The following is a 26,698-nucleotide window of genomic DNA, read 5'->3' as shown; positions in this document are numbered from 1 at the left end:
CCCACGCTGAGTTCGTGGCTGGATTCCACCGCCATCGCCGGGGTACGGCGCAGGCCTGGGACAATTAACGCTGTGTTCAAAAATTACATCCTGAATATCGTGGCTTCATGCCCCGGAGCCGATTTGTGTCGACTCCAGAAATGCATTCGGCGCTGTGGTCAACAGCGCCGTGTTTGATTACTTGATCAGGCCAACCCGCGAGAAATTCGGCAGGTGGCTGAGTTTCGGTTCCGGCCAGCTCATCCAGACAGCGAAGGCTTTGCCGACGATATTCTGGTCGGGAACCATGCCCAGCAGATCCTTGGGAATGTTCGGGTCATCCCAGTAGCGACTGTCGTTGGAGTTGTCGCGGTTGTCGCCCATCATGAAGTAGTGCCCGGCCGGCACGGTCCAGGTATGGTCCGGCGTAGCGCGGTAGCGGCTCATTTCCTTGCGGATCAGGTGCTCGGCGGCGCCGAGTTTTTCCTTGTAGAGTTCCGCGCTGCCCAGCGTGCCCGGCTCGGAGCCGACCAATTGCTCGGCAATCGACTCGCCGTTGACGAACAGACGCTTGTCGGCGGTGTAACGCACCGTGTCGCCCGGCAGGCCGACTACACGCTTGATGTAGTTGACGTTCGGGTCGCTCGGGTAGCGGAACACCATCACATCGCCACGCTGTGGATCACCGACTTCGATGACTTTCTTGTCGATCACCGGCAGGCGGATCCCGTAAGAAAACTTGTTCACCAGAATGAAGTCGCCGACGTCCAGGGTCGGTTTCATCGAGCCGGACGGGATCTGGAACGGTTCCACCAGAAACGAACGCAGCACCAGCACGATGAACAGCACCGGAAAGAACGACTTGCCGTATTCGACCAGCAACGGCTCTTTGTTCAGCTTCTCGACCACCACGGGCTCGGGCTGGCTGACACTGCCTTGATAAGAGGCAATGGCAGCACGCCGACGCGGCGCCAGGAACAGCAGATCGAGCAACGCCAACAGGCCGCAGACGAACACGGCGATGACCAGCAACAGCGGGAAATTTAGTGACATAGGACCTGACTATTCCAACCTGAGCACGGCAAGGAAGGCTTCTTGTGGAATTTCCACGTTGCCGACCTGCTTCATGCGTTTCTTACCGGCCTTTTGCTTTTCAAGCAGCTTTTTCTTACGGCTTACGTCACCGCCGTAGCATTTGGCCAATACGTTCTTTCTGAGTGCCTTGACGGTGGTCCGGGCGACGATCTGACCGCCAATGGCAGCCTGGATGGCCACGTCGAACATCTGACGAGGAATCAGTTCTTTCATCTTCTCGGTCAACTGGCGACCTTTGAAGTGCGAATTGTCACGGTGCACGATCAACGCCAGGGCGTCGACCTTGTCACCGTTGATCAGCACGTCCAGCTTCACCAGATTAGCCGATTGGTAACGATCGAAATGGTAATCCAGCGAAGCATAGCCGCGACTGGTGGATTTGAGGCGGTCGAAGAAGTCCAGGACCACTTCGTTCATCGGCAAGTCATAAGTGACCTGCACCTGATTGCCGAGGAACAGCATGTCGACCTGTACGCCGCGTTTCTCGATGCACAGGGTGATGACGTTACCCAGGTGCTCCTGCGGAACCAGGATGTTGGCACGCACGATTGGCTCGCGCATGTCTTCGATCGCCGACACATCCGGAAGCTTGGATGGGTTGTCGACGTAAATCGTTTCACCGGTTTTCAGCACCAGCTCGAAAATTACCGTTGGCGCGGTGGTGATCAGGTCCAGGTCGTATTCGCGCTCCAGGCGCTCCTGGATGATCTCCATGTGCAGCATGCCGAGGAAGCCGCAACGGAAGCCGAAGCCCAGTGCATCAGAGCTTTCCGGGGTGTACTGCAGCGACGAGTCGTTCAGGGTCAGTTTCTGCAGCGCTTCGCGGAAGTCCTCGAAGTCGTCGGAGCTGACCGGGAACAGACCGGCGTAAACCTGTGGCTGGATGCGTTTGAAGCCGGGCAGCACCGGCACATCCGGAGTCGAGCTCAGGGTCAGGGTGTCACCGACCGGCGCACCGTGAATATCCTTGATGCTGGCGATGATGAAGCCCACTTCGCCGGCCTTGAGGTCAGCGGTGGCGGTGTGTTTCGGGTTGAACACGCCGACGCTGTCGACCAGGTGGATCTTGCCGGTGGATTTCACCAGGATCTTGTCGCCCTTCTTCACGCGGCCATGACGCACGCGCACCAGGGAGACAACGCCCAGGTAGTTGTCGAACCAGGAGTCGATGATCAACGCTTGCAGCGGATCTTCGATGTTGCCGGTCGGCGCAGGAATGGTCGCGACCAGACGCTCGAGCACTTCGTCGACACCCAGGCCAGTCTTGGCGCTGCAGGTGACGGCGTCGGTGGCGTCGATGCCGATGATCTTCTCGATCTCGTCCTTGACGCGGTCCGGCTCGGCCTGTGGCAGGTCGATCTTGTTCAGCACCGGCATGACTTCGAGGCCCTGCTCGATCGCGGTGTAACAGTTGGCCACGGACTGGGCTTCAACACCCTGACCGGCATCGACCACCAGCAACGCACCTTCACACGCCGCCAGGGAACGGCTGACTTCGTAGGTGAAGTCGACGTGGCCCGGGGTGTCAATGAAGTTCAGCTGGTAGGTGACGCCATCTTTGGCTTTGTAATAGAGAGTAACGCTGTGGGCCTTGATGGTGATCCCGCGTTCGCGCTCCAGATCCATGGAATCCAGTACCTGGGCTTCCATTTCACGCTCGGCCAGGCCACCGCACATCTGGATGAAACGGTCAGCCAGCGTCGACTTGCCATGGTCAATGTGGGCGATGATGGAGAAATTGCGGATATGACTCAAATCACTCACGGATCAACACTCAAAAAGGCTGCAGGCTTGGCCCGCCGAAAAATAGCCGGGAATTGTACCTGATACACGGCGCAAGCGTCACGTTCGCCTGTCACCCGGATTGCATACGAAAACGCCCCGATCTGTCGACCGAGGCGTTTTCGCGATTAAAGCATTGGCAACAACGCGGCCATCAACCGGCCCGTCGCAGCAACCAGACGCCTGCCAGCGCACAGACCGTGGCCGGCACCAGCACCGCGAACAGCGGCGAGAAACCGAACACCAGGCTCGATGGACCGAGCAAATCCTGGACGATGCGGAAGGTGAAGCCCACCAGCACACCGGTGAACACCCGCTGACCGAGGGTTACCGAGCGCAACGGACCGAAAATGAAGGAAATCGCCATCAGCACCAGTGCGGCGGTGACCAGCGGCTGCAACACCTTGACCCAAAATGCCAGCCAGTAACGACCGTTGCTCAGGCCCTGATCCGCCAGATAGTGGATATAGCCCCACAGACCGGAAATGGACAGTGCTTCAGGCGCCATCACCACCGTGTTGAGCAATTGCGGACTCAGCGACACGTCCCACTCCTCGCTCGGCGCATTCACCACTTCGGTACTGCGTTCGTGGAAAACCGTGGTAGCTACGTCGGTGAGCAGCCAGCGCTTGCCGTCGAAATCCGCACGTTTGGCGAAACTGGAGCTCAGCAGGTGGCGCTCTTTGTCGAAGTGATAGCGGGTCACGCCATACAACAGGCCGTTGGGTTGCACGGCGTTGATGTGGATGAACTCCTCACCCTGACGGTGCCACATGCCGTGCTTGGCGCTTTGCGCGTCGCCGCTGCCTTGCGCCAGCGAGCGATTGGCCTGGGCCATGCTTTCGGTGGCCGGGGCCACGTACTCGCCAATCAGCACGCCGGCCAGCATCAGCACCAGCATCGGCTTCATGACCGCCCAGACGATGCGCCCGATGGACACACCCGCCGCACGCATGACCGTCAGCTCACTGCTGCTGGCCAGACTGCCAAGGCCGATCAGGCAGCCGATCAGCGCGGCCATCGGCAGCATTTCATACAAGCGACGTGGCGCGGTGAGGATGACGAAGCTCAGCACATCGGTCAGCGTATAGGTATCGCTGACGTCGCCCATCTCGTCGATGAAAGCGAACAGTGTCGCCAGACCCAGAATAATCGCCAGCACGGCGATGATCGCCATGAACACACTGCTGCCGATGTAGCGGTCGAGTTTAACCACGGGCCACCTCCAGCGCAGCGCTGCGACGGCTGGCCAGTTTCAGGCGCATGGGCTCCCAGTACAGCAGGCCGAGACCGATGACCAGGAAGATCCCGTGCACCCACCACAAGCCGAGGCCCGACGGGATCTTGCCTTTTTCGAGGGCGCCGCGGGCGGCAATCAGGATGGTCAGGTAAGCCATATAAAGAAGAATCGCCGGCAGCAGCTTCAGGAAACGGCCCTGACGCGGATTGACCCGCGACAGCGGCACCGCCATCAGAGTCACGATGAATACCAGCAACGGCAGCGAAAGGCGCCATTGCAGTTCGGCCTTGGAGCGCACGTCGTCATTGCTCAGCAGGGTCGAAGTGGGGATCGCATCACGGTCGGTGACTTCGTCACTGGCATCAGGTTTGGGCAGCAATACGCCGTAGGTGTCGTATTTGATCGCACGATAATCGGCCTGGCCCGGACTGCCGTCATAGCGATAGCCATTGTGCAGGATCAGGTAGCGGTTGCCGTCCGGACGGATTTCCTGACGGCCCTTCTCGGCCACCAGCACGGAAATCCCTCGGTCTTTCTGATCGGAACCGAGGTTCTTCTGCGAGATGAACACGCCGCTGAGGTTGACGCGATCATCAGTCAGCGTTTCGGTGTAGGTCACCCGGGTGCCGTCACGCAACTCCTGAAAACGGCCAGGTTCTAGGGTATCGAACTCGGTCAGGGCGTCCTGCTTGTTCAGCAACAGCTGAAACTGGGTGGCGCCCTGCGGGGCCAGGCTCAGGCTCAGCCACGCGACCACCAGTGCCACCAGCGTTGCCGGGAACAGGGTCATGCGCAGCAGACGCTGCTGACTCATGCCGGTGGCCGAGAGCACGGTCATTTCGCTTTCGAGGTACAACCGGCCGTAAGCCAGCAGGATCCCGAGAAACAGCCCCAATGGCAGGATCAGTTGCATGAAACCCGGCAGACGGTAACCCATGATCAGGAACAGCGATCCCGGATCGAGTTGGCCCGCAGCGGCCTGGGCAAGGTATTTGATGAAGCGACCGCTCATGATGATGACCAGCAGCACGGCGCTGACGGCGCTCAGGGTCAACATCACTTCACGGGACAGATAACGGAAGACGATCAAACCAGACACTCCAGGGTTGTCAGGCTAAGGCGGCCAAACAAGCAAACGTTTCGAGCGGCCCGCAAGGCAGAGCCGTCGAAAAAAGATGCGGCATTATCCTGTGATTGAGGGCGCCTGTCACTGCGCACACTCACCCAAGCGTGTAATCGGTTGAAGATCGTGCCGCCGAGGGTTGTCAGGCGCAGGGAGCGAGGTTCAAACTGCCGCCTTTGTCGCAGGCACTGGCCTGCGTCTCTTCTATCTATAAGCAGGCGACTGCGGACACCGTCGAACGCCTGTGTGTTGACCATTCATTCAGGGATCCGGACATGGAACTGGTTGTAAAAAGCGTTAGCCCAGAAACGTTGAAAACCGCCACCCTGGTGGTTGCCGTCGGCGAAGGCCGCAAACTCGGCGTGGCCGCCAGACAGGTCGACGAGCTGAGCGGCGGCGCGATCAGCGCCGTACTCAAGCGTGGCGATCTGGCCGGCAAGGTCGGTCAAAGCCTGCTGCTGCACAGCCTGCCGAACCTCAAGGCCGAGCGCGTGCTGCTGGTCGGCGTGGGCAAGGATGAAGAACTGAGCGACCGTCCGTTCCGCAAAATCGTTGCCGGCATCCTCAATACCCTGAAAGGTCTGGGCGGCAGCGACGCCGTACTGGCCCTGGATGAAATCATCGTCAAAAACCGCGACAGCTACGGCAAGACCCGTCTGCTGGCGGAAACCCTGGTGGACGGCGAATACACTTTCGACCAGTTCAAGAGCCAGAAAGCCGAACCGCGCGCCCTGAAGAAAATCACCCTGCTGACCATCAAGGCTGCCCAGGCTGAAGTGCAGCGCGCCGTGACCCACGCCACCGCGATCGCCAACGGCATGGCCTTCACCCGCACGCTGGGCAACCTGCCGCCGAACATCTGCCACCCGACGTTCCTTGGCGAGCAAGCCAAGAACCTCGGCAAAGAGTTCAAGGATCTGAAAGTCGAAGTCCTCGACGAGAAGAAGATCAAAGCGCTCGGCATGGGTTCGTTCTACGCCGTCGGCCAGGGCAGCGCCCAGCCGCCGCGCCTGATCGTCATGCAATACAACGGTGGCAAGAAGTCCGAGAAGCCTTACGCGCTGGTCGGTAAAGGCATCACCTTCGACACCGGCGGCATCAGCCTCAAGCCGGGCGCCGGCATGGACGAGATGAAATACGACATGGGCGGCGCTGCCAGCGTGTTCGGCACCCTGCGTGCGGTGCTCGAGCTGAAGCTGCCGATCAACCTGGTGTGCATCCTCGCCTGCGCCGAAAACATGCCGAGCGGCACTGCTTCGCGTCCGGGCGACATCGTCACCACCATGAGCGGCCAGACCGTGGAAATCCTCAACACCGACGCCGAAGGCCGTCTGGTGCTGTGCGACGCGCTGACCTACTCCGAGCGCTTCAAGCCGCAAGCCGTGATCGATATCGCCACCCTGACCGGTGCCTGCGTGGTTGCACTGGGCGCCCACACTTCGGGCCTGCTGGGCAACAATGACGAGCTGATCGGGCAACTGCTCAGCGCCGGTAAAGCCGCTGACGACCGCGCCTGGCAACTGCCGCTGTTCGACGAATACCAGGAGCAACTGGACAGCCCGTTCGCCGACATCGCCAACATTGGCGGGCCGAAGGCCGGCACCATTACCGCTGCGTGCTTCCTGTCGCGCTTCACCAAGAACCTCAACTGGGCGCACCTGGACATCGCGGGCACCGCGTGGACCAGCGGCGGCAAGGACAAGGGCGCCACCGGCCGTCCGGTTCCGCTGCTGACCCAATACCTGCTGGACCGCGCCAAAGCCTGAAACCGATGAACCTGGGCGGCGTCACTTTACGGTGACGCCGCTCAAGGCTCAGGAACCGCAATGACCAAAGTCGACTTCTATATCCTGCCCAGCGCCGACCCTTCGGCTCGTCTGGACTTTGCCTGCAAGCTCACCGAGAAAGCCTGGCGCATGGGTCATCGCATCTACCTGCATTGCAGCGATGCTGCCCAGCGTGACGATCTCGATGCGCGCCTGTGGGCGTTCAAGGGCGAAACGTTCGTACCCCACGGCCCTGCCGAGAGCGAACCGGACGGTTTGATCGTGCTGGGAGTGGGCGTTGACTGCGGCGCGCATCAGGACCTGCTGGTCAACCTCGACCTGAAAGTCCCGGCCTTCGCCAGCCAATTCGCCCGCGTGGCGGAAGTGGTGGTGGAAGATCCGGTGATTCGCGCGGCGGCACGGGAGAGTTTCCGTTTCTACCGCGAACAGGGCTATCCTCTGCAAGATCACCGTTTACAGCGACTCTGAGTACGCCGATGGACACTCCAAAACCGCTGCAAAAGCCTGCGCACCTGCTGGACGATCTCGAATCGATCCGCCAGTTGCTCGGCGATGACAACCTGCAACCGCCACTGCTGACCGACACGGTCGATGACGGTGAACAGGAACAGATTCCGATGTTGTTCGAGGCCGTCGACACCGCGCCGCCCGCCATCGAACCGCCCCAAGCTCCGGCCCCGGCGCCTGCTGCCAAACCGGCAGCACCTGTGGATAAAGGCCCGGACGCCCTGCTGCACCTGGACAGCGAACTGCGCGCCGCTGCGCAACTGATCATGCAGGACGTGATCGACGACTTCGCGCCGCACATCGAAACCGAAATCAAACGCCGCCTCGAGGCGCGGATGGAGCGGTTGCTGAGCCAATACGAATAACCCGGCCTCCGGTATTTTTTGTGGCGAGGGAGCTTGCTCCCGCTGGGGTGCGAAGCGCCCCCAAAACTATTCAACAGTGTTTTGTCCGCGAAGCCTGCGTGGCAGTGTTTACGACTGCTGCGCAGCCGAGCGGGAGCAAGCTCCCTCGCCACAGAGTTCGCGATCACATTTAGGTCTCCACCCGGCCCGCCCCGCTCGCCCTCGGCCCCATGCCCCGCTATACTTCCCGGCTTTTCCTGAATAAATGCCAATAGGGTCCCGCCGCGCATGGATAAGACCTACCAGCCGCACGCCATTGAAACTTCCTGGTACAACACCTGGGAGTCCGAGAACTATTTCGCACCGCAAGGCGCGGGCGATTCCTACACCATCATGATCCCGCCGCCGAACGTCACCGGCAGCCTGCACATGGGTCACGGTTTCAACAACGCGATCATGGACGCCCTGATCCGTTTCCGCCGCATGCAGGGTCGCAACACCCTGTGGCAGCCGGGCACCGACCACGCCGGTATCGCCACGCAGATGCTGGTCGAGCGTCAACTGGAAGCCACCGGCCAGAACCGTCACGACCTGGGCCGCGAGAAATTCCTCGAGAAAATCTGGGAGTGGAAGGATCAGTCCGGCGGCAACATCAGCCGCCAGATTCGCCGCCTCGGCTCGTCCGTGGACTGGAGCCGCGAGCGCTTCACCATGGACGACGGTCTCTCGGAAGCGGTTAAAGAAGCCTTCGTGCGCCTGCACGAAGACGGTTTGATCTATCGCGGCAAGCGTCTGGTCAACTGGGACACCAAGCTGCACACGGCGATTTCCGACCTCGAAGTGGAAAACCACGACGAGAAAGGTTTCCTGTGGAACCTCAAGTACCCGCTGGCCGACGGCGCGAAAACCGCTGAAGGCAACGATTTCCTGATCGTCGCGACCACCCGTCCGGAAACCATGCTCGGCGACTCCGCCGTCGCGGTTAACCCGAACGACGAACGCTACAAAGCCCTGATCGGCAAATTTGTCGAGCTGCCACTGGTTGGCCGCCGCATCCCGATCATCGCCGACGATTACTGCGATCCAGAATTCGGCACCGGCTGCGTGAAAATCACCCCGGCCCACGACTTCAACGACTACGAAGTCGGCAAGCGCCACAACCTGCCGCTGCTGAACATCTTCGACAAGAACGCCAACGTGCTGCCCGCCGCCCAGGTGTTCAACCTCGACGGCACGCTGAACGACAGCATCGACGGCAAGATCCCGGCTGAATACGCCGGCCTCGAGCGTTTCGAAGCGCGCAAGCAGATCGTCGCGGCGTTCGACGCCGCCGGCCTGCTGGTCAGCGTCGACGACCACAACCTGAAAGTGCCGAAAGGCGACCGCTCCGGCACCGTCATCGAGCCGTGGCTGACCGACCAGTGGTACGTTTCCACCAAGCCGCTGGCTGAGCCGGCGATTGCTGCCGTTGAAGACGGCCGTATCCAGTTCGTGCCGAAGCAGTACGAAAACATGTACTTCTCGTGGATGCGCGACATCCAGGACTGGTGCATCAGCCGTCAGCTGTGGTGGGGCCACCGGATTCCGGCCTGGTACGACGAGTCGGGCAAGGTCTACGTCGGTCGCGACGAAGCCGAAGTGCGTGCCAAGCACAACCTCGGCCCGGACGTTGCGCTGCAACAGGACAACGACGTGCTCGACACCTGGTTCAGCTCGGGTCTGTGGACGTTCTCCACCCTGGGCTGGCCGGAAAAGACCGAATTCCTGAAGAAATTCCACTCCACCGACGTGCTGGTCACCGGTTTCGACATCATTTTCTTCTGGGTTGCCCGGATGATCATGCTGACGATGCACCTGATCAAGAACGAGGACGGCACCCCGCAGGTGCCGTTCAAGACCGTTTACGTGCACGGTCTGGTGCGTGATGGCCAAGGCCAGAAGATGTCCAAGTCCAAGGGCAACGTCCTGGACCCGCTGGACATCATCGACGGTATCGAGCTGGAAGCCCTGGTGCAGAAACGCACCTCAGGCATGATGCAGCCGAAACTGGCGAAGAAGATCGAGAAGCAGACCCGCGACGAGTTCGCCGAAGGCATCGCCAGCTACGGCACCGACGCCCTGCGCTTCACTTTCTGCTCGCTGGCGTCCACCGGTCGCGACATCAAGTTCGACATGGGCCGCGTCGAAGGCTATCGCAACTTCTGCAACAAGATCTGGAACGCCGCGCGTTATGTTCTGGACAAGGGCGAAGACTGCGGCCAGAACGGCGAAGCCTACGAGCTGTCGCTGGCGGATCGCTGGATCATCTCGCAGCTGCAACGCACTGAAGCCGAAGTGACCCGTCAACTGGATCAATTCCGTTTTGACCTCGCCGCGCAAGCGCTGTACGAGTTCATCTGGAACCAGTACTGCGACTGGTATCTGGAGTTGTCCAAGCCAGTGCTGTGGGACGAAAACGCCCCGGTCGAGCGTCAGCGCGGCACCCGTCGCACGCTGGTGCGCGTACTGGAAGTGGCGCTGCGTCTGGCGCACCCGTTCATGCCGTTCATCACTGAAGAAATCTGGCAGCGCATCGCGCCGCTGGCCGGCATTCAGGGCAAGACGATCATGCTGCAACCTTGGCCAGTGGCCAACGAAGAGCGCATCGATCCGGCCGCCGAAGACGACATCGAGTGGCTCAAAGGCCTCATGCTCGGCACGCGTAACATCCGTGGCGAAATGAACATCGGCCCGGGCAAACCGCTGCCGATCTACCTGAAGAACGTCAGCGCTGAAGATCAGCGTCGTCTGACCGAGAACGAAGCACTGCTGAAGAAGCTGGCGCGTCTGGAATCGATCACCGTCCTGGCCGCTGGCGAAGAAGCGCCGCTGTCCGCCACCGCGCTGGTTGGCGAGATGGAAGTGCTGGTGCCGATGGCCGGTCTGATCGACAAGGGCGCCGAGCTGGCACGTCTGGACAAGGAAATCCTGCGTCTGCAGGGCGAAGTCCAGCGGGTTGGCGGCAAGCTGTCGAACGCCGGTTTCGTTGACAAGGCCCCGGCCGAAGTCATCGAGAAGGAACGCGCCAAACTGGCCGAGGCTGAACAAGCCCTGGGCAAACTGGCCGAGCAGCACGCGCGGATTTCCAGCCTGTAAGGGCAAGCCGCAATGAACAAGGGAGGCCCGCAACGGCCTCCCTTTTTTATTCAAGAATCGCTACAAATCCCCTGTGGGAGCGGGCTTGCTCGCGAATGCGGTGTCTCATTCAACCTGTGTGTTGGCGAGCACACCGCTTTCGCGAGCAAGCCCGCTCCCACAGTTTGAACGGTGTTGCCTTTAGATGTGGGACAATACCCGCCACTTTCAGCCATACCCGAATCGATCACACCCATGAACGCCCCCCGCACACCCAAACCTGCGCGCAAGAAGCCTGATGCCGCGACCCCGACCAAAGCCGTTGAGTCGCGTGAAAAGGCCAGCCTGCACCCGCGCAATCGTCACCAGGGTCGCTATGACTTCCCGGCGCTGATCAAGACCACGCCGGAACTGGCGAAGTTCGTGATCACCAACCCGTACGGCAAGGAAAGCATCGACTTCGCCAGCCCCGACGCGGTGCGCGTGTTCAACCGGGCGCTGCTCAAGTCGTTCTATGGCATCGAGCATTGGGATATTCCGGCGGATTACCTCTGCCCACCGGTCCCGGGCCGTGCCGATTACGTGCACTTCCTCGCTGACCTGCTGGCGAGCATGAACGACGGCAAGGTCCCGCGCGGTGCGATCGTCAACGTGCTGGACATCGGCATGGGCGCCAACTGCGTGTATCCGCTGATCGGCAACAGCGAATACCGCTGGCACTTCCTCGGTTCGGAGATCGACCCGACGGCCGTGGCCGCCGCCCGAGCCATCGTCCAGTCCAACGACCTGAACAAGGTCATCAAGCTGCGCCAGCAGGAAAACCGCAAGCACATCCTGATTGGCTTGCTGGAGCCGGGCGAACGCTTTGACCTGACCATGTGCAACCCGCCGTTTCACGCCTCGATGGAGGAAGCGACCAAGGGCAGCGAGCGCAAATGGCGCGCACTGGGCAAGGCCGATCCGAAACGCAAGCTGCCAGTGCTGAACTTCGGCGGTCAGTCTGCCGAGCTGTGGTGTGAGGGCGGTGAAGCGCGTTTCGTGACGCAACTGATCGCCGAGAGCGCGAACTTCCAGCACAAGGTGCTGTGGTTCAGCACGCTGGTGTCGAAAGCCTCGAACCTGCCCGCCATCGAAACCGCGCTGAAGAAGGCAGGCGTGCTGGAAAGCCAGGTGGTGGAGATGTCGCAAGGGCAGAAGCAGAGCCGCTTCGTGGCCTGGACCTTCCAGACCAAGTCGGAGCAGCAGATCTGGCGTCGCGAGCGCTGGGTTCGCTGACACTGAGCTACTTGTGGGAGCGGGCTTGCTCGCGAAAGCGGTGGATCAGTCAATAAACATGTCGACTGACACTCCGCTTTCGCGAGCAAGCCCGCTCCCACATTTGATTTATGGTGTCAGTAAAAAACGGACACAAAAAAACCGTGCCCGGATCGCTCCGGTGCACGGTTTTTTTATCGCTGCGTCTTACTTGTTCACAGCGTCGGTCAGGCCTTTGGCCACAACCAGCTTGATCACTTTCTTGGCAGGGATTTCGATGGCAGCGCCAGTCGAAGGGTTACGGCCAGTGCGGGCAGGACGCTCGGTCACTTTCAGCTTGCCGATACCTGGCAAGGTGATTTCGCCGCCGTTTTCCAGCTGATCGGCAACGATTTGGCCCAGTTGGTCCAGAGCGTTACGCGCGGTGGTTTTCGGCGCGTCGATAGCTTCAGCGATGTCGGCGATCAGTTGGTCTTTAGTAAGAGCCATGTAGTGTTCCTTCCCTATCAAATTCATATGGATTGCAGAGTGCAGTGTCAGCCATCGAGCCCGATCTTCTGGATCTGGCACCCTCGGCGATAACCACGACGAGTCGGGTTATAGATGCCGAAATCAGGGTTTGGTTCGACCTGACAAATGCTGATTGCACGCTTAACGCAGTGACTTCGCGTAAGACCGGGCAAAACTAGCACAGAGACGGGGAAATATCCGCCTCTAGCTACCCATTTGGTCAGGTTTATTGCTCTAAATCGGTAAAAAACTGCATAAGGACCGCCACCCGCCCCGGATTTGCCCTTCACCCCGCGCCAAAACCAGTGGTTGCGGTACACTGGGCGCTTTTTCGGGGGAGCCTGCCCTCCTCCCTTCCACCAGCCGAGAAGCCCATGCCGATCCGTCATTGCATCGTCCACCTGATCGACAAAAAACCCGACGGCACGCCCGCAGTTCTGCACGCCCGTGACTCTGAACTGGCTGAGTCCGCGGCCATCGAGAACATGCTCGCCGACCTCAACGAGAGCTACAACGCCAAACAGGGCAAAGCCTGGGGCCTGTTCCATCCGGAATCCGGCGCGTTCCCGTTCAGCGGCTGGCTGAAGGAATACATGGACGGTGGCAAGGACTTCGCCGCGTTCAGCAAAGTCGCGGTCGAGCATCTGCAGAAGTTGATGGAAGAGTCGAACCTGTCGGTCGGCGGCCACGTGCTGTTCGCCCACTATCAGCAAGGCATGACCGACTACCTGGCGATCGCCCTGCTGCACCACAGTGAAGGCGTGGCGGTGACCGATGAGCTGGACGTGACCCCGTCGCGTCACCTCGACCTCGGCCAGTTGCACCTGGCGGCGCGGATCAACGTGTCCGAGTGGCAGAACAACAAGCAGTCCAAGCAGTACATCTCGTTCATCAAGGGCAAGAACGGTAAGAAGGTTTCGGAATACTTCCGCGACTTCATCGGCTGCCAGGAAGGCGTCGACGGCCCGGGTGAGACGCGCACCCTGCTCAAAGCCTTCAGCGACTTCGTCGAGAGCGAAGACTTGCCGGAAGACTCCGCCCGCGAGAAAACCAAGACCCTGGTCGATTACGCCAGCAGCCAGGCCAAGCTTGGCGAACCGATGGGCCTCGAAGAGCTGTCGGAGCTAATCGACGAAGAACGGCCGAAAGCCTTCTACGACCACATTCGCAACAAGGACTACGGCCTGTCGCCGGAGATTCCGGCGGACAAACGCACGCTCAACCAGTTCCGCCGCTTCACCGGCCGCGCCGAAGGTCTGTCGATCAGCTTTGAAGCGCACCTGCTGGGTTCGAAGATCGAATACGACGAAGAGGCCGGCACCCTGATCATCAAGGGCCTGCCAACCTCGCTCACTGATCAGCTCAAGCGTCGCAACTGATGCTCGGTAATGTGCTGAAGAAGGTCGCACTGGTTCTGCTGGTGGTCGTGGTCTATCAGAACTGGGGCAAGATCGAGCGGGTGTTCAACCCGTCGCAAATGGTCTCGGAGCAGGTTCGTGCCAACGCCAGCGTCGTGCTGTATTCCACCGACTGGTGCGGCTACTGCAAGCAGACCAAGCGTTTTCTCGACAGCAAAGGGATTGCGTTCCAGGAGTTCGACATCGAGAAGGATGCCGAGGCGCGCAAGGCGTATGAGGCGCTGGGTGGACGCGGGATTCCGTTGATTGATGTGAATGGCACGTTGATTCGCGGATTCGACCCGGACGAGATCCTCGCTGCCCTGAAATAACACACACCTGTGGCGAGGGAGCTTGCTCCCGCTGGACTGCGAAGCGGCCCTCGCTTTTCAGGGCGAGCGCGCGTTCGCATATTTTGCGACTGCTGCGCAGTCGAGCGGGAGCAAGCTCCCTCGCCACAGGATGTTGTGTGTAACCGTTACTTGGCTTCGATGCGGAAACCAAAGCGCGGGAAGTGCACATGCACCACGCCGCCACGCGGGTCTTCGCGGCGCAGGATCAGCTCTTCGCGGCCGGTAAACAGCAACTCGCCCACCACCGGATCAACCCCGTAGTCTGTGGCGGCAATCGCCACCTGCTGCCCGGCCTTGAAGCCGTTCGGATCTTCAAACTGCTCATCCGGCAGCGCCGCCGGCGTCGAGCTGCGCGCCACGTCCAGCGCTTCCTCGGATGTCATTTCACTCGCCGCACCATGACCAAAGCCCAACACGCGCCCCAGCCACGCAGCGACGGCCGGATACTCGTCCACCAACGGCGCAGTAACGTGCGTCGCCTTGAGGAACCACAGCGGATGCGCCAGAGCGAAGTCGGCAATCGACGGCTCACCGAACAGGAAGTCGCCCTGCTCACGCTGCAACTGCTGCTCCAGCCGCGCCATGAGCGTTGGCCACTGATGCTTGGCCTGCTCCGCCGACAGCCGCGTGGCACTGCCGCCACTGAACAGCCCGGCACGGTCAGCGATAAAGGCCTTGATCGCTTCCGGCGGCAACTTGCCGAAACGCACGGCGACCGATTCCGGCTGGAACACCAGACTGACCGCATGCTGGAACACCACCGAATCCGCCCACGCCGCGAAGCTGGCACTGGTCATTTCCTGACCTTCAGGGAAGAACGCCGGCAGGGTTTTTTCCTGCTCCAGACGACGGGCGATCAACGACGTGTCGCAATAGATGTCGGCGCCGACCTGCAACACCGGGGTCTTGCGGTAGCCGCCAGTCAGCGCGGTCAGATCCGGCTTGGGCATCACCGGCGAGATGTGCACCGAGCGCCAGGACAAGCCTTTGAAGCCCAACAGCAGACGAGCCTTCTCGGCAAATGGAGAGGTCGGGTAATGATGCAGAATCAACTCGGACATGCTCGGCTCCGCCGCACAAAAAGTGAGTCAGCAGCTTAGCGTGCATTTGGATAGCAGCCTACAGATCTGGCTGATGGGAACCGATCAGTCAGATTGATAAGACGCGACCAGGCATTCCTTGGCGCTCTTGCGCAGCTTCTTGATCAAGCGTTCCTGACGCAACGCATCGCTCTTGTCGCGGCAACGTTCGGTGTAGACCAGCGCCATCGCCGGGCTGGACAGGAAGAAGCGCGCGCCCTTGCCGCTCTGATGCTTGGCGAAGCGGCGCACCGGGTCGTCGCTGATCCCGCAATACAGCGAACCGTTGGCCGCGCGCACGAGGTAGACGAACCAGGACTTGCTCACTGGCTCGACGACATCAAGTGGTTTTTCGCTGAGGCTGGTCACTTCGGGATCTGGACGTGTAGGAAACAGGCCGCGATCTTATCAGCGACCGGCCTGAAATGCCTTCAGCCCTTTCAGCGCCTGCGCACGGACGGCGTTGCGCACCAGCGGCGTCCAGCCCAGCAGCAAGCCTTTGAAACCCAACGCCTGCCGCGACCAGCGCCACAGGTCGAAGTGGTCGTGGTGCTCGCAGATTTTGCCGTCACGAAAGACGAAGCGCGCCTGTATATCGTTGATCACCACGTTGCCGGTCTGGCTGAACAGGTAAGTCGCCACCCAGTGCGCGCCGCCGCTGCGTTCATCGGCGCGGACATTGTCGAAAGTCAGGGAGAAGTCCTTGGCGCGGGTGGTGAGCATGCGCCACATGTCGCCGGCATCGCGCCCACGCAGTTCACCGAAGGCCGGATCGCTGAACACCACATCGTCGGTGTAGCAGGCGGCCATGGCCTCGGCGTCGAGGCGCTGGAAGGCCTGGTAGAAGCGGGTGATCAGGGCGGCGTGGGCTTCGCTCATGGGCAAACTCCAGGAAATGGACAGATTGCCAGCACGATAAGCTGCAAATCGCAGAAACACTATCGGCATTCGTGCAACGAATACCACATAAGATCTCCAAACACTCCTAAACCTGTGGGAGCGGGCTTGCTCGCGAAGCGGTGAATCAGTCGCCATCAATCTTGACTGAACAACGCTTTCGCGAGCGAGCCCGCTCCCACATTTAAAACAATCGTGTCAGATTTTTTCGCTTTGCACTTGCACGTACAGCGAGCGGCCGGCACCCAGCCCGGCAATGATCGCCCCGGTGCCGATGATGCCGAAAATCCAGCCCACCGCATTCCAGCCGCCCGTCCAGTCATGCACTACGCCGACCGCGAACGGTCCCATCGAAGCCAGCGTATAACCGAAGCCCTGGGACATGCTCGACAGGTTCGCCGCGACGTGCGAATCCCGTGAGCGCAGCACGATCAAGGTCAGCGCCAGGCTGAACGTACCGCCCTGCCCCAGGCCCAGCAGAATCGCCCAGCCCCACAGGCCTTCAATCGGCGCATAGAGGCAACCGAACAGACCACCGAGGGTCAGCGCCATCACCACCACGATCGCCAGCCGCTGATCCTTGCCACGGGTCGCCAGCCACGGCGCCGCCAGCGAACTGGCGAGCTGGATGATCACCGAGCCGGACAGCACCAGCCCGGCCTGGGTCGGGGTCAGCCCGCGACCGATCAGGATCGAAGGCAACCAGCCGAACACGATGTACGCCAGCGACGATTGCAGGCCCATGTACAAGGTCACTTGCCAGGCCAGCGGATCGCGCAACAGCCCACGCACCCGATAGGCGACGTGGTGCGCGCCGTGTTTCTGCCCGACTTGCGGCAGCCAGAACAGCGCCGCCACCAGCGCGGGGATCACCCAGAAACCCAGGCCCAGCGCCCAGCTGTTGTCGAAGTGCTCGCTCAACGGCACAGTCGAACCCGCAGCCATTGCCGCACCGAGACACAGGGCCATGGTGTAGACGCCGGTCATGGTTCCGGCGTGTCTGGCGAAGTCGCGTTTGACGATGCCCGGCAGCAGCACGCCGATAATGCCGATGCTTGCGCCACCGAGGACGCTGCCGGCGAACAGGCCGATCTCACCGAAGTTGCTGCGTACAATGATGCCGGCGGCCAGGGTCAGCAGAATCCCCAGCACCACCCGTTCAGCGCCGAAACGCCGCGCCAGTATCGGCGCCAGCGGTGCGAACAGGCCCAGGCACAGCACCGGCAACGTGGTCAGCAAACCGGCCTGCGCAGCAGACAGGCCAAGGCTTTTCGACACTTCGCTGAGCAGCGGCGCCATGCTCGACAGCGCCGGGCGCAGGTTCAGCGCCACCAGAATCAGCCCCAGCAGCAACAGCCACGGGCGGCGTACCAGCGGATGGCTTTGCTGCACTTGTTCGTCGTCAGCCTCGGCGTCGATCAGCAGCTCTTCGAGTTCTGCCGTGCGCTTGGGGGTTGAGAGGTTGTTCTCGGTTTCAAGGTTCATTGATCAACTGCCTCGATATGGCTTTGGCCCGTTCCGGGTCGCGTTGTTCGACGGCATCGAGCAACTCGATGTGCAGGTCGAACACTTCCTGACGGCGCGGGACGATGTTCAGCGTCTGGCGTAATTGCGCGCCGACGATGCTGGAGAAATAGCGATACAACTCGCTGAGGGTGGGGTTGTGCGCGGCGTCCACCAGACGGCGGTGGAACACCAGATCGCAGGAAATGTAAGTGTCGAGATCGCCGTGGTAGTGGCTGCCGCTGGTGCCGAGCGCTTCGCGCAGCGCCACCAGATCTTCATCGGTGCGGCGCAACGCGGCCAGGCCAATCGCCTCGACTTCAAGGATGTGCCGGGTTTCGCGCGCCTGCTCCAGCGAGCAACGGGACAACGCCTTGAGCGTGTCCATCGGATCGACCACTGCGCGCAGATAACTGCCGTCGCCCTGACGGATTTCGATCAGCCCGGAAAACGCCAACACGCGCATGGCTTCGCGCACGGTGTTGCGGCTGATGCCCAACTCGCTGCACAGCTCCGGCTCGGTCGGCAGCCGTGCGCCGACCTGCCACACGCCATCGGTGATGCGCTGGCGCAGCTGATCCAGGGCCTGATCGACCAGGGATCGCTTGATCAAAGGTGAGATGTCTGTCATGAAATTCGCCCTTTCATCCAATCATAGGATGAATTTCCTGACATGGTAGTCAGGCAGCCGAATCGGCACAAGGGGCAAATCGCGGGCAAAAATAAACCCGGAACAGGTCCGGGTTTATTTCATTGCCTGAATTAGATCAATGCAGGATCTGGCTCAGGAACAGTTTGGTGCGGTCATTCTGCGGGTTGTCGAAGAAGTCGTTAGGCGCTGCTTGCTCGACGATTTCGCCCTTGTCCATGAAGATCACGCGGTTGGCCACGGTGCGGGCGAAGCCCATTTCGTGGGTCACGCAGAGCATGGTCATGCCGTCTTCGGCGAGGCCGATCATCGTGTCCAGCACCTCTTTGACCATCTCCGGGTCGAGGGCCGAGGTCGGTTCGTCGAACAGCATGATTTTCGGTTTCATGCACAGTGCGCGAGCAATCGCCACACGTTGCTGCTGACCGCCGGACAGTTGCCCCGGGAATTTATGCGCCTGCTCCGGAATGCGTACGCGCTCCAGATAATGCATGGCGATTTCCTCGGCCTTGCGCTTGGGCATCTTGCGCACCCACATCGGCGCCAGCGTGCAGTTCTGCAGGATGGTCAGGTGCGGGAACAGGTTGAAGTGCTGGAACACCATGCCGACTTCGCGGCGGATCGCTTCGATCTGCTTGAGGTCGTTGGTCAGTTCCACGCCGTCGACGACGATGCGCCCCTGCTGGTGCTCTTCCAGACGGTTGAGGCAGCGGATGGTGGTCGACTTGCCGGAACCCGACGGGCCGCACAGGACGATACGCTCGCCCTGTTTGACGTTGAGGTTGATGTCTTTCAGCACGTGGAACTGGCCGTACCACTTGTTCACGCCCTGCATCTGAATAATGCCTTCAGGGCCCACAGGCTTTTTGATTGCTTCGCTCATTTACCGAGAACTCCTAACGCTTGTGGCCAGTGTCGAGCTTGCGTTCCAGATGCATGGAATAGCGCGACATACCAAAACAGAAAATCCAGAACACCAGGGCGGCGAACACGTAGCCTTCGGTGGCCATGCCCAGCCATTTCGGGTCGGCAGCGGCTTGCTTGACGCTATTGAGCAGGTCGAACAGGCCGATGATGATCACCAGGCTGGTGTCCTTGAACAGCGCAATAAACGTGTTGACGATGCCCGGAATCACCAGCTTCAGGGCTTGCGGCAGAATCACCAGGCCCATCGCGCGCCAGTAACCGAGGCCCATCGCCGCAGCCGCTTCGTACTGACCTTTGGGGATCGCTTGCAGACCGCCGCGCACCACTTCGGCAACGTAGGCCGACTGGAACAGAATCACGCCGATCAGCGCCCGCAGCAGCTTGTCGAAGTTCATGCCTTCGGGCAGGAACAGCGGCAGCATTACCGAGGACATGAACAGCACCGTGATCAACGGCACGCCGCGCCAGAACTCGATGAAGGTCACGCAGACCACGCGAATCGCCGGCATGTTCGAGCGACGGCCCAGCGCCAGAATGATCCCCAGCGGCAAAGCGCCGGCGATACCCACGGTGGCAATGACCAGCGTCAGCATCAGGCCGCCCCACTGGCTGGTCGCCACGGCGTCGAGGCCGAACACGCCGCCATGCAGCAGGCACCACGCGACGATCGGGTAGATCACCAGGAAGCCCAGGCCGTACACGGCTTTGTGCGCCACGCGTTTGATAAACAGTGGTGCCACGCCGATCACCGCCAGCCACACGGTCAGGTCGACGCGCCAGCGCAGTTCCGCCGGGTAGTAGCCGTACATGAACTGGCCGAAACGCTGCTGAATGAACACCCAGCAGGCGCCGTCCTTGGTGCAGTCGGCGCGGGTGGTGCCGACCCAGTTGGCATCGAGGATCGCCCAACTGAGGATCGGAGGGACCACCAGGTAAATCAGGTAGAACGCGAACAGGGTCAGCAGGGTGTTGAGCCAGCTGGAGAACATATTGGCGCGTATCCATGCCATCGGGCCGAAGACCTTGGCCGGCGGTGGCATGTCGGGTTTGAAAGTATGGGTTGTCATGCGCGTTTCCTCACCGCTCGATCAGCGCAATGCGCTTGTTGTACCAGTTCATCAGCAGGGAAATGCTGATACTGATCGCCAGGTACACGCTCATGGTGATGGCAATGACTTCGATCGCCTGACCGGTCTGGTTGAGCACGGTGCCGGCGAACAGCGAAACCATTTCCGGATAACCGATACCGGCAGCCAGCGACGAGTTCTTCGCCAGGTTCAGGTATTGGCTGGTCAGCGGCGGAATGATCACTCGCAGGGCTTGCGGAATGATCACCTTGCGCAGGGTCGGGCCGTTGCGCAGGCCGAGCGAACGCGCCGCTTCGGTCTGGCCATGGCTGACCGACTTGATCCCCGAACGGACGATTTCCGCGATGAACGCGGCGGTGTACACGGTCAGCGCCAGGGTCAACGCGAGCAGTTCCGGGATCAGCACCCAGCCACCGACGAAGTTGAAGCCCTTGAGTTGCGGCATTTCCCAATGCAGCGGCGCGCCGAAGATCAGTGCGCACAGGGTCGGGAGCACCAGCAGGATCGCCACGCCGGTCCAGAATTTGTGGAACGGTACGCCGGTGTCTTCGAAACGCTTGTTGGCCCAGCGGCACATCAGCACGATGGCGACGATGGCCAGCACCACACTGATGACGAACGCCCAGAAGCCGTCAGCCATTTGCGCGGCCGGCATGTTCAGGCCCCGGCTGCTGACGAAGAAGGTGTCGCCGAAGTTATGGCTGTTACGCGGTCCCGGCATGGTCAGGAACACCGCGAAGTACCAGAACAGGATCTGCAGCAGCGGCGGAATGTTGCGGAACACTTCCACATACACGGTCGCCAGTTTGCTGATGATCCAGTTCGGCGACAGCCGCGCCACACCGATGATGAAGCCCAGCAGGGTCGCCAGGATCACGCCGATGACGGTCACCAGAAGGGTGTTGAGCAAACCGATCACGAACACCCGGGCATAGCTGTCCGCTTCGGTGTAGGAAATCAGGTGTTGAGCGATGCCGAACCCGGCACTGCGCTCCAGAAAGCCGAAACCGGAAGTGATGCCCCGGTGCTGCAGGTTGGTCTGGGTGTTGTCGAACAGATACCAGCCCATGGCGACCACCGCCACGACGGTGATGATCTGAAACAGCCACGCACGCACTCGCGGATCGCTGAGGCTGAACCTCTGCTTTGGTGCGCCGATTGAATTTTGCATGAAGTGCCCCGGAAGAAATGGAACAGAACATCACCCGGCGGTTGGCCCGCCGGGTGATAGAACCATTAGCGCACTGGTGGTGCGTACTGAATGCCGCCGTTGGTCCACAGCGCGTTCAGGCCACGGTCGATTTCCAGCGGAGTGCTCTTGCCGAGGTTTTTCTCGAAGATTTCACCGTAGTTACCGACCTGCGAAACGATTTTCACAACCCAGTCCTTCGGCAGTTTCAGGTCCTTGCCGTATTCACCGTCAGCACCCAGCAGACGAGCGACATCCGGGTTCTTGGTGGATTTGGCTTCTTCCAATACGTTTTTCGACGTCACGCCGGCTTCTTCAGCGTTCAGCAGCGCGTAGCCAACCCAGCGAACGATCGCCAGCCACTCGTCGTCGCCATTACGCACGACCGGGCCCAGCGGTTCTTTGGAGATGGTTTCCGGCAGTACCACGTAGTCTTTTGGCGAAGCCAGTTTGCTGCGCTGTGCATACAGCTGCGACTTGTCGGAGGTCAGCACGTCGCAACGACCGGATTCCAGCGACTTGGCGCTTTCATCGGAGGTGTCGAATGTGATCGGGGTGTACTTCAGGCCGTTGGCACGGAAGTAGTCGGACACGTTCAGTTCGGTGGTGGTACCGGCCTGGATGCAGATGGTTGCACCGTCAAGTTCCTTGGCACTCTTCACGCCCAGCTTGTTGTTGGCCAGGAAGCCCACGCCGTCGTAGTAAGTGATGAAGCCCGGGAATTTCAGGCCCATGCCGGCGTCACGCGAGCTGGTCATGGTGGTGTTGCGCGAGAGCAGGTCGATTTCGCCGGACTGCAGCGCGGTGAAGCGCTCCTTGGCGTTCAACTGGCTGAACTTGACCTTGTTGGCGTCGCCGAATACCGCAGCGGCCACAGCGCGGCAAACGTCAGCGTCGATCCCGAGGATCTTGCCCGAAGCGTCCGGTACCGAGAAACCCGGCAGACCGTCGCTCACGCCACATTGCACGAAACCTTTCTTCTGCACGGCATCCAGGGTTGCACCCGCCTGAGCGAACCCGCTGACGCCGAGTACTGCTGCCGCAGTCACGACCGCCAGAGTGGATTTCAACATCTTCATTCAAACCTCCAGTTTTGCTCTTGTTGTGTCGGAGCTTGAGTCCAGTCGCACCCTTTTGAGGCGTTGTTGACCCGTGTTGGCTTTTTTTGGGGTCAACCGACGTAAGACCTTCGCTATGAGTCTAGTAGGAGAAAATCCACATCATGGACAACTCACTTCTCACCAGTCGGCCGAACGGGCTGTAGCCCTTTCACGTTCGCTTTGCCCGTAGCGGCCATTGGCGAACATCCATCACCGGATTCTTTGCAATCCCGTCGCAAGTCGTACACTGATAGTGTTACCGCCACACGCGAGATCGGTTGCACGCTGAGAGCCATAGCAAAGCCCGTACCACACCGCTTGCTGAAGCGATTGCGCGACAGGTCAAGAGCAAAACTTGTAGCCTTGCGACATCTTGTTAACTGATCGACCGGGCGCGCACGCAAATCACGCACTTATTGAGAGCGCCCGCACATTTTTGGAGCAGCCATGACCGAGCCCCTGATTCTTGAACCCGTAAAGCCCGCAGACGCCTGCGTTATCTGGCTGCACGGCCTCGGCGCTGACCGCTATGACTTCCTGCCGGTCGCCGAAGCGCTGCAGGAAAGCCTGCTGACGACCCGCTTCGTCTTGCCGCAAGCGCCGACCCTGCCCGTCACCATCAATGGCGGTTACGCGATGCCGAGCTGGTACGACATAAAGGCCATGAGCCCGGCGCGGGCAATTGATCGTGAGCAACTGGAAGAATCGTCAGATCGCATCGTCAAATTGATCGAAGCGCAGCGCGCCAGCGGAATAGACGCTTCGCGGATTTTTCTCGCCGGGTTTTCCCAGGGCGGCGCCGTCGTTCTGCACACCGCTTATATAAAGTGGCAAGGTCCGTTGGGTGGCGTACTTGCCCTCTCCACCTATGCCCCGACCTTCACCGACGAGATGGAGCTTTCCGCCAGTCAGCAGCGCATTCCCGCGCTGTGTCTGCACGGCCAGTTCGATAACGTGGTGCAGAACGCCATGGGCCGCAGTGCCTATGAGCACTTGGTGAAGCATGGTGTCACCGTGACATGGCAGGAATACCCAATGGAGCACGAAGTGTTACCCGAAGAAATTCGCGACATCGGCGTCTGGCTGAGTGAGCGCCTGCGCTGATTCGGCCGCTTGCCGGACCGCTTTGATCATCCCACTACGCCGCGCCCGTTTCTTGCATTACACTGGCCGGCGTACATTCCTTAACCAATTGATGAGATGACCGTGCTCGAAGCACTCAAGAAAATGTTCGGTAAAAGCGAGGCTGAGCAGCTCGCGCCAGTTCCCAGTGCGCCGTCGCACGCCCCCGGCCCTCGCAGCGATGCGCCCAAGGTTGAACGTCCGGCACCGGTAGCGACACCCGAGCCCGAGCCGCAACCCGCCATCGCCGCCGAACCGGCCCGCGCCGAAGCAGCGAAACCGGCCAGACCGCGCCGCGAACCGAAGCCCAAGGCACCGGTCATTCCCTGGAAACTCGAAGACTTCGTCGTCGAACCCCAGGAAGGCAAGACCCGCTTCCACGATTTCAAACTCGCTCCGGAACTGATGCACGCCATCCAGGATCTGGGCTTTCCATACTGCACGCCGATCCAGGCGCAGGTGCTGGGTTTCACCCTCGCCGGCAAAGACGCCATCGGCCGCGCGCAGACCGGCACCGGCAAGACCGCCGCGTTCCTGATCTCGATCATCACTCAGCTGTTGCAGACGCCACCGCCGAAAGAACGCTACATGGGCGAACCCCGTGCGCTGATCATCGCGCCGACCCGTGAGCTGGTAGTGCAGATCGCCAAGGACGCTGCCGACCTGACCAAGTACACCGGCCTCAACGTCATGACGTTCGTTGGCGGCATGGACTTCGACAAACAGCTGAAGCACCTCGAAGCGCGCCACTGCGACATTCTCGTCGCCACCCCGGGCCGGCTGCTCGACTTCAACCAGCGCGGCGACGTGCACCTGGACATGGTCGAAGTGATGGTGCTGGACGAAGCCGACCGCATGCTCGACATGGGTTTCATCCCGCAAGTGCGGCAGATCATTCGCCAGACCCCGCCGAAAAGCGAACGCCAGACCCTGCTGTTCTCCGCGACCTTCACCGAAGACGTGATGAACCTGGCCAAGCAATGGACCACCGATCCGGCAATCGTCGAAATCGAAATCACCAACGTGGCCAACGAAAACGTCGAGCAGCACATCTATGCGGTGGCCGCGGCTGACAAGTACAAACTGCTCTACAACCTGGTCAACGATAACGGCTGGGAGCGAGTGATCGTCTTCGCCAACCGCAAAGATGAAGTGCGCCGCATCGAAGAGCGTCTGGTGCGCGACGGCATCAACGCCGCGCAGCTGTCCGGCGACGTGCCGCAGCACAAGCGCATCAAGACCCTGGAAGGCTTCCGCGAAGGCAAGATCCGCGTGCTGGTGGCCACCGATGTCGCCGGTCGCGGCATCCACATCGACGGCATCAGCCACGTGATCAACTTCACCCTGCCGGAAGTCCCGGACGACTACGTGCACCGCATCGGCCGCACCGGTCGCGCGGGCGCTGACGGCGTGTCGATCAGCTTCGCCGGCGAAGACGACTCCTACCAGTTGCCGTCGATCGAAGAAAAACTCGGACGCAAGATCAGCTGCGAAACACCGCCGACGCACCTGTTGCGTGCGGTTGAGCGCAAGCGCCCGCAGCCGCAGTAAGCGACCTGTAACGCCAAAAGCGCAGCCGGCAACGGACTGCGCTTTTTTTGTCCGGCGTTTTCAACAGGCGCTTGCGATAGACAACTAAAAGTCCATAATGGACAAATTAGTTTATATCCAGACCGCGGAGCCTGACATGTCCAGTACACCCTACGTGATTGACCACACCCAGGCCCGCGAGCTGCTGGCGCGCATCGACGTGCCGCAGATCCTGCGCAAACTGTTCCGCGACCTCGCCGCCGGCCACGCCGTGCAACCGGCGCAGCAATTGGTGGAGTTTCCACAGGGCGCCGGCGACTTCATCAATTATCTGGGGGTGCTGGCCGAGGACGGCGTGTACGGGGTCAAGACCTCGCCCTACATCGTCCGCGAGCAAGGGCCACTGGTGACGGCGTGGACGCTGCTGATGTCGATGCACAGCGGCCAGCCGTTGCTGTTGTGCGATGCCGGCGAGCTGACCACCGCGCGTACCGCCGCGACCACGGCGGTGGCGGTCGATGCCCTCGCCCCGCTGAATGCCACACGACTGGCGATCATCGGCAGCGGCAAGGTCGCTCAGGCGCATCTGCATTACGTGAAAGGCCTGCGCGACTGGCAGAGTATCAGCGTGTATTCGCCGAGCCTGTCGGAAGATGCGCACACCCAGGCACTGCTGAAAGAAATTTTCCCGGGGCTGAAGATTGCCGACAGCCGCGAAACCGCCCTCGACGATGCGGACGTGATCATGCTCTGCACCTCGTCCGCCGGCCCAGTGATCGACCCCGCAGCGTTGGCCAAACCGGCGCTGATCACCTCGATCAGCACCAACGCGCCACGCGCCCATGAGGTGCCGCCGCAGAGCCTGGGCGACATGCAGGTGTTCTGCGACTATCGTCTGACCACGCCGGGGTCGGCCGGTGAAATGTTGATCGCCAGTGAACAACATGGCTGGAGCAAGGACTTGATCGTCGGCGACCTCGCCGACCTGCTCAGCGAGAAAGTGCCGCGCCCCGGTTACGACCGTCACGTATTTTTCCGTTCAATCGGCCTGGGCCTGGAAGACATTGCGCTGGCCAATGCGGTTTATCACCTGACCAACTAACACCACAAATCCCCTGTAGGAGTGAGC

24 protein-coding genes are annotated in these 26,698 nt (G+C 60.8%); 10 read left to right on the top strand and 14 right to left on the bottom strand.

Features of this window, described 5'->3' with window-relative positions:
- Nucleotides 1–177: 177 nt before the first annotated feature.
- The 4 genes from lepB to lptF all read right to left on the bottom strand — a co-directional run bounded on the left by lepB (nucleotide 178) and on the right by lptF (nucleotide 5,186).
- A complete protein-coding gene (lepB, locus tag V9L13_RS25820; protein ID WP_003221931.1) occupies nucleotides 178–1,032 on the bottom strand; it encodes a signal peptidase I in 855 nt (284 codons plus the stop codon).
- Nucleotides 1,033–1,041: 9 nt separating this feature from the next.
- Nucleotides 1,042–2,838 carry a translation elongation factor 4 gene (lepA, locus tag V9L13_RS25815; protein ID WP_003221926.1) on the bottom strand — a complete coding sequence of 599 codons (1,797 nt, stop codon included), beginning with the start codon at nucleotides 2,836–2,838 and terminating at the stop codon, nucleotides 1,042–1,044.
- A 172-nt stretch (nucleotides 2,839–3,010) separates the two neighbouring features.
- Nucleotides 3,011–4,072 carry an LPS export ABC transporter permease LptG gene (gene lptG / locus V9L13_RS25810; protein ID WP_003221924.1) on the bottom strand — a complete coding sequence of 354 codons (1,062 nt, stop codon included), beginning with the start codon at nucleotides 4,070–4,072 and terminating at the stop codon, nucleotides 3,011–3,013.
- On the bottom strand, nucleotides 4,065–5,186 hold the full coding sequence (gene lptF / locus V9L13_RS25805; protein ID WP_003221922.1) for an LPS export ABC transporter permease LptF: 1,122 nt from the start codon (nucleotides 5,184–5,186) through the stop codon (nucleotides 4,065–4,067). Before lptF ends, lptG begins: the two co-directional genes overlap by 8 nt.
- 308 nt (nucleotides 5,187–5,494) lie before the next feature.
- On the opposite strand from lptF, the gene V9L13_RS25800 reads away from it, so the two are divergent.
- The 5 genes from V9L13_RS25800 (at nucleotide 5,495) to rlmF (ending at nucleotide 12,246) form a co-directional block, all read left to right on the top strand.
- On the top strand, nucleotides 5,495–6,985 hold the full coding sequence (locus tag V9L13_RS25800) for a leucyl aminopeptidase (protein ID WP_338800878.1): 1,491 nt from the start codon (nucleotides 5,495–5,497) through the stop codon (nucleotides 6,983–6,985).
- A gap of 60 nt (nucleotides 6,986–7,045) precedes the next feature.
- The gene (locus tag V9L13_RS25795) at nucleotides 7,046–7,474 is read left to right on the top strand and encodes a DNA polymerase III subunit chi (protein WP_338800877.1); all 429 of its coding nucleotides are present in this window, start codon (nucleotides 7,046–7,048) and stop codon (nucleotides 7,472–7,474) included.
- An 8-nt stretch (nucleotides 7,475–7,482) separates the two neighbouring features.
- Nucleotides 7,483–7,878, top strand: coding sequence for a hypothetical protein (locus V9L13_RS25790; protein WP_003221916.1), 396 nt, complete (start codon nucleotides 7,483–7,485; stop codon nucleotides 7,876–7,878).
- A gap of 267 nt (nucleotides 7,879–8,145) precedes the next feature.
- On the top strand, nucleotides 8,146–10,992 hold the full coding sequence (locus tag V9L13_RS25785) for a valine--tRNA ligase (protein ID WP_338800876.1): 2,847 nt from the start codon (nucleotides 8,146–8,148) through the stop codon (nucleotides 10,990–10,992).
- 234 nt (nucleotides 10,993–11,226) lie between these two features.
- The gene (gene rlmF, locus V9L13_RS25780) at nucleotides 11,227–12,246 is read left to right on the top strand and encodes a 23S rRNA (adenine(1618)-N(6))-methyltransferase RlmF (RefSeq protein ID WP_103519983.1); all 1,020 of its coding nucleotides are present in this window, start codon (nucleotides 11,227–11,229) and stop codon (nucleotides 12,244–12,246) included.
- A gap of 186 nt (nucleotides 12,247–12,432) precedes the next feature.
- Here rlmF and V9L13_RS25775 read toward each other — a convergent pair whose 3' ends face one another.
- On the bottom strand, nucleotides 12,433–12,714 hold the full coding sequence (locus tag V9L13_RS25775) for an HU family DNA-binding protein (protein WP_003221909.1): 282 nt from the start codon (nucleotides 12,712–12,714) through the stop codon (nucleotides 12,433–12,435).
- A 395-nt stretch (nucleotides 12,715–13,109) separates the two neighbouring features.
- Between V9L13_RS25775 and yejK the strand changes: the two genes are divergently transcribed.
- Complete coding sequence (yejK, locus tag V9L13_RS25770; RefSeq protein WP_003221908.1) at nucleotides 13,110–14,114, top strand: nucleoid-associated protein YejK; 1,005 nt, start codon at nucleotides 13,110–13,112, stop codon at nucleotides 14,112–14,114.
- Nucleotides 14,114–14,464 (top strand): glutaredoxin family protein, encoded by a 351-nt coding sequence (locus V9L13_RS25765; RefSeq protein WP_003221906.1) that lies wholly within the window; start codon nucleotides 14,114–14,116, stop codon nucleotides 14,462–14,464. Before yejK ends, V9L13_RS25765 begins: the two co-directional genes overlap by 1 nt.
- 146 nt (nucleotides 14,465–14,610) lie before the next feature.
- Here the strand turns inward: V9L13_RS25765 and V9L13_RS25760 are convergent, their stop codons facing one another.
- From V9L13_RS25760 to V9L13_RS25720, 9 genes are all read right to left on the bottom strand, one after another.
- On the bottom strand, nucleotides 14,611–15,546 hold the full coding sequence (locus V9L13_RS25760) for a glutathione S-transferase family protein (protein ID WP_338800875.1): 936 nt from the start codon (nucleotides 15,544–15,546) through the stop codon (nucleotides 14,611–14,613).
- An 84-nt stretch (nucleotides 15,547–15,630) separates the two neighbouring features.
- Nucleotides 15,631–15,933: a GIY-YIG nuclease family protein gene (locus V9L13_RS25755; RefSeq protein ID WP_003221903.1), complete on the bottom strand. Its 303-nt coding sequence runs from the start codon at nucleotides 15,931–15,933 to the stop codon at nucleotides 15,631–15,633.
- Nucleotides 15,934–15,972: 39 nt separating this feature from the next.
- Nucleotides 15,973–16,443, bottom strand: coding sequence for a nuclear transport factor 2 family protein (locus V9L13_RS25750; RefSeq protein ID WP_003221901.1), 471 nt, complete (start codon nucleotides 16,441–16,443; stop codon nucleotides 15,973–15,975).
- Nucleotides 16,444–16,659: 216 nt separating this feature from the next.
- Nucleotides 16,660–17,946, bottom strand: coding sequence for a CynX/NimT family MFS transporter (locus V9L13_RS25745; RefSeq protein ID WP_338800874.1), 1,287 nt, complete (start codon nucleotides 17,944–17,946; stop codon nucleotides 16,660–16,662).
- The gene (locus V9L13_RS25740; protein WP_338800873.1) at nucleotides 17,936–18,595 is read right to left on the bottom strand and encodes a FadR/GntR family transcriptional regulator; all 660 of its coding nucleotides are present in this window, start codon (nucleotides 18,593–18,595) and stop codon (nucleotides 17,936–17,938) included. The genes V9L13_RS25745 and V9L13_RS25740 overlap by 11 nt, the downstream gene beginning before the upstream one ends.
- Nucleotides 18,596–18,731: 136 nt before the next feature.
- Nucleotides 18,732–19,496 (bottom strand): amino acid ABC transporter ATP-binding protein, encoded by a 765-nt coding sequence (locus V9L13_RS25735; RefSeq protein ID WP_003221897.1) that lies wholly within the window; start codon nucleotides 19,494–19,496, stop codon nucleotides 18,732–18,734.
- Nucleotides 19,497–19,509: 13 nt separating this feature from the next.
- Nucleotides 19,510–20,607, bottom strand: coding sequence for an amino acid ABC transporter permease (locus V9L13_RS25730; protein ID WP_247842361.1), 1,098 nt, complete (start codon nucleotides 20,605–20,607; stop codon nucleotides 19,510–19,512).
- Between the two features lie 10 nt (nucleotides 20,608–20,617).
- Nucleotides 20,618–21,799, bottom strand: coding sequence for an amino acid ABC transporter permease (locus tag V9L13_RS25725; protein ID WP_103484922.1), 1,182 nt, complete (start codon nucleotides 21,797–21,799; stop codon nucleotides 20,618–20,620).
- Nucleotides 21,800–21,864: 65 nt separating this feature from the next.
- Nucleotides 21,865–22,896, bottom strand: a complete 1,032-nt coding sequence (locus V9L13_RS25720; protein ID WP_047292688.1) for an amino acid ABC transporter substrate-binding protein — start codon at nucleotides 22,894–22,896, stop codon at nucleotides 21,865–21,867.
- 468 nt (nucleotides 22,897–23,364) lie between these two features.
- On the opposite strand from V9L13_RS25720, the gene V9L13_RS25715 reads away from it, so the two are divergent.
- The 3 genes from V9L13_RS25715 (at nucleotide 23,365) to V9L13_RS25705 (ending at nucleotide 26,671) form a co-directional block, all read left to right on the top strand.
- A complete protein-coding gene (locus tag V9L13_RS25715) occupies nucleotides 23,365–24,021 on the top strand; it encodes an alpha/beta fold hydrolase (protein WP_338800872.1) in 657 nt (218 codons plus the stop codon).
- Between the two features lie 96 nt (nucleotides 24,022–24,117).
- Nucleotides 24,118–25,590, top strand: coding sequence for an ATP-dependent RNA helicase RhlB (gene rhlB, locus V9L13_RS25710; RefSeq protein WP_338800871.1), 1,473 nt, complete (start codon nucleotides 24,118–24,120; stop codon nucleotides 25,588–25,590).
- 136 nt (nucleotides 25,591–25,726) lie between these two features.
- Nucleotides 25,727–26,671, top strand: coding sequence for an ornithine cyclodeaminase family protein (locus V9L13_RS25705; RefSeq protein WP_338800870.1), 945 nt, complete (start codon nucleotides 25,727–25,729; stop codon nucleotides 26,669–26,671).
- The last annotated feature ends 27 nt before the right edge of the window (nucleotides 26,672–26,698 follow it).

This window comes from Pseudomonas sp. RSB 5.4 (assembly GCF_037126175.1).
Lineage (GTDB): Bacteria > Pseudomonadota > Gammaproteobacteria > Pseudomonadales > Pseudomonadaceae > Aquipseudomonas > Aquipseudomonas fluorescens_H.
The sequence above is the reverse complement of the archived record's forward strand: the minus strand, read 5'-3'. Positions and strand labels throughout refer to the sequence as shown.

Bases quoted from the DNA above. Each gene is read 5' to 3' on its own strand.
- V9L13_RS25745 (WP_338800874.1), bottom strand. From the start codon at position 17,946: ATGAACCTTGAAACCGAGAACAACCTCTCAACCCCCAAGCGCACGGCA.
- V9L13_RS25725 (WP_103484922.1), bottom strand. From the start codon at position 21,799: ATGCAAAATTCAATCGGCGCACCAAAGCAGAGGTTCAGCCTCAGCGAT.
- V9L13_RS25775 (WP_003221909.1), bottom strand. From the start codon at position 12,714: ATGGCTCTTACTAAAGACCAACTGATCGCCGACATCGCTGAAGCTATC.
- V9L13_RS25750 (WP_003221901.1), bottom strand. From the start codon at position 16,443: ATGAGCGAAGCCCACGCCGCCCTGATCACCCGCTTCTACCAGGCCTTC.
- V9L13_RS25790 (WP_003221916.1), top strand. From the start codon at position 7,483: ATGGACACTCCAAAACCGCTGCAAAAGCCTGCGCACCTGCTGGACGAT.
- V9L13_RS25800 (WP_338800878.1), top strand. From the start codon at position 5,495: ATGGAACTGGTTGTAAAAAGCGTTAGCCCAGAAACGTTGAAAACCGCC.
- rhlB (WP_338800871.1), top strand. From the start codon at position 24,118: ATGACCGTGCTCGAAGCACTCAAGAAAATGTTCGGTAAAAGCGAGGCT.
- V9L13_RS25760 (WP_338800875.1), bottom strand. From the start codon at position 15,546: ATGTCCGAGTTGATTCTGCATCATTACCCGACCTCTCCATTTGCCGAG.
- yejK (WP_003221908.1), top strand. From the start codon at position 13,110: ATGCCGATCCGTCATTGCATCGTCCACCTGATCGACAAAAAACCCGAC.
- V9L13_RS25765 (WP_003221906.1), top strand. From the start codon at position 14,114: ATGCTCGGTAATGTGCTGAAGAAGGTCGCACTGGTTCTGCTGGTGGTC.
- V9L13_RS25740 (WP_338800873.1), bottom strand. From the start codon at position 18,595: ATGACAGACATCTCACCTTTGATCAAGCGATCCCTGGTCGATCAGGCC.
- rlmF (WP_103519983.1), top strand. From the start codon at position 11,227: ATGAACGCCCCCCGCACACCCAAACCTGCGCGCAAGAAGCCTGATGCC.
- V9L13_RS25715 (WP_338800872.1), top strand. From the start codon at position 23,365: ATGACCGAGCCCCTGATTCTTGAACCCGTAAAGCCCGCAGACGCCTGC.
- V9L13_RS25720 (WP_047292688.1), bottom strand. From the start codon at position 22,896: ATGAAGATGTTGAAATCCACTCTGGCGGTCGTGACTGCGGCAGCAGTA.
- V9L13_RS25785 (WP_338800876.1), top strand. From the start codon at position 8,146: ATGGATAAGACCTACCAGCCGCACGCCATTGAAACTTCCTGGTACAAC.
- lepB (WP_003221931.1), bottom strand. From the start codon at position 1,032: ATGTCACTAAATTTCCCGCTGTTGCTGGTCATCGCCGTGTTCGTCTGC.
- V9L13_RS25730 (WP_247842361.1), bottom strand. From the start codon at position 20,607: ATGACAACCCATACTTTCAAACCCGACATGCCACCGCCGGCCAAGGTC.
- V9L13_RS25795 (WP_338800877.1), top strand. From the start codon at position 7,046: ATGACCAAAGTCGACTTCTATATCCTGCCCAGCGCCGACCCTTCGGCT.
- V9L13_RS25735 (WP_003221897.1), bottom strand. From the start codon at position 19,496: ATGAGCGAAGCAATCAAAAAGCCTGTGGGCCCTGAAGGCATTATTCAG.
- V9L13_RS25705 (WP_338800870.1), top strand. From the start codon at position 25,727: ATGTCCAGTACACCCTACGTGATTGACCACACCCAGGCCCGCGAGCTG.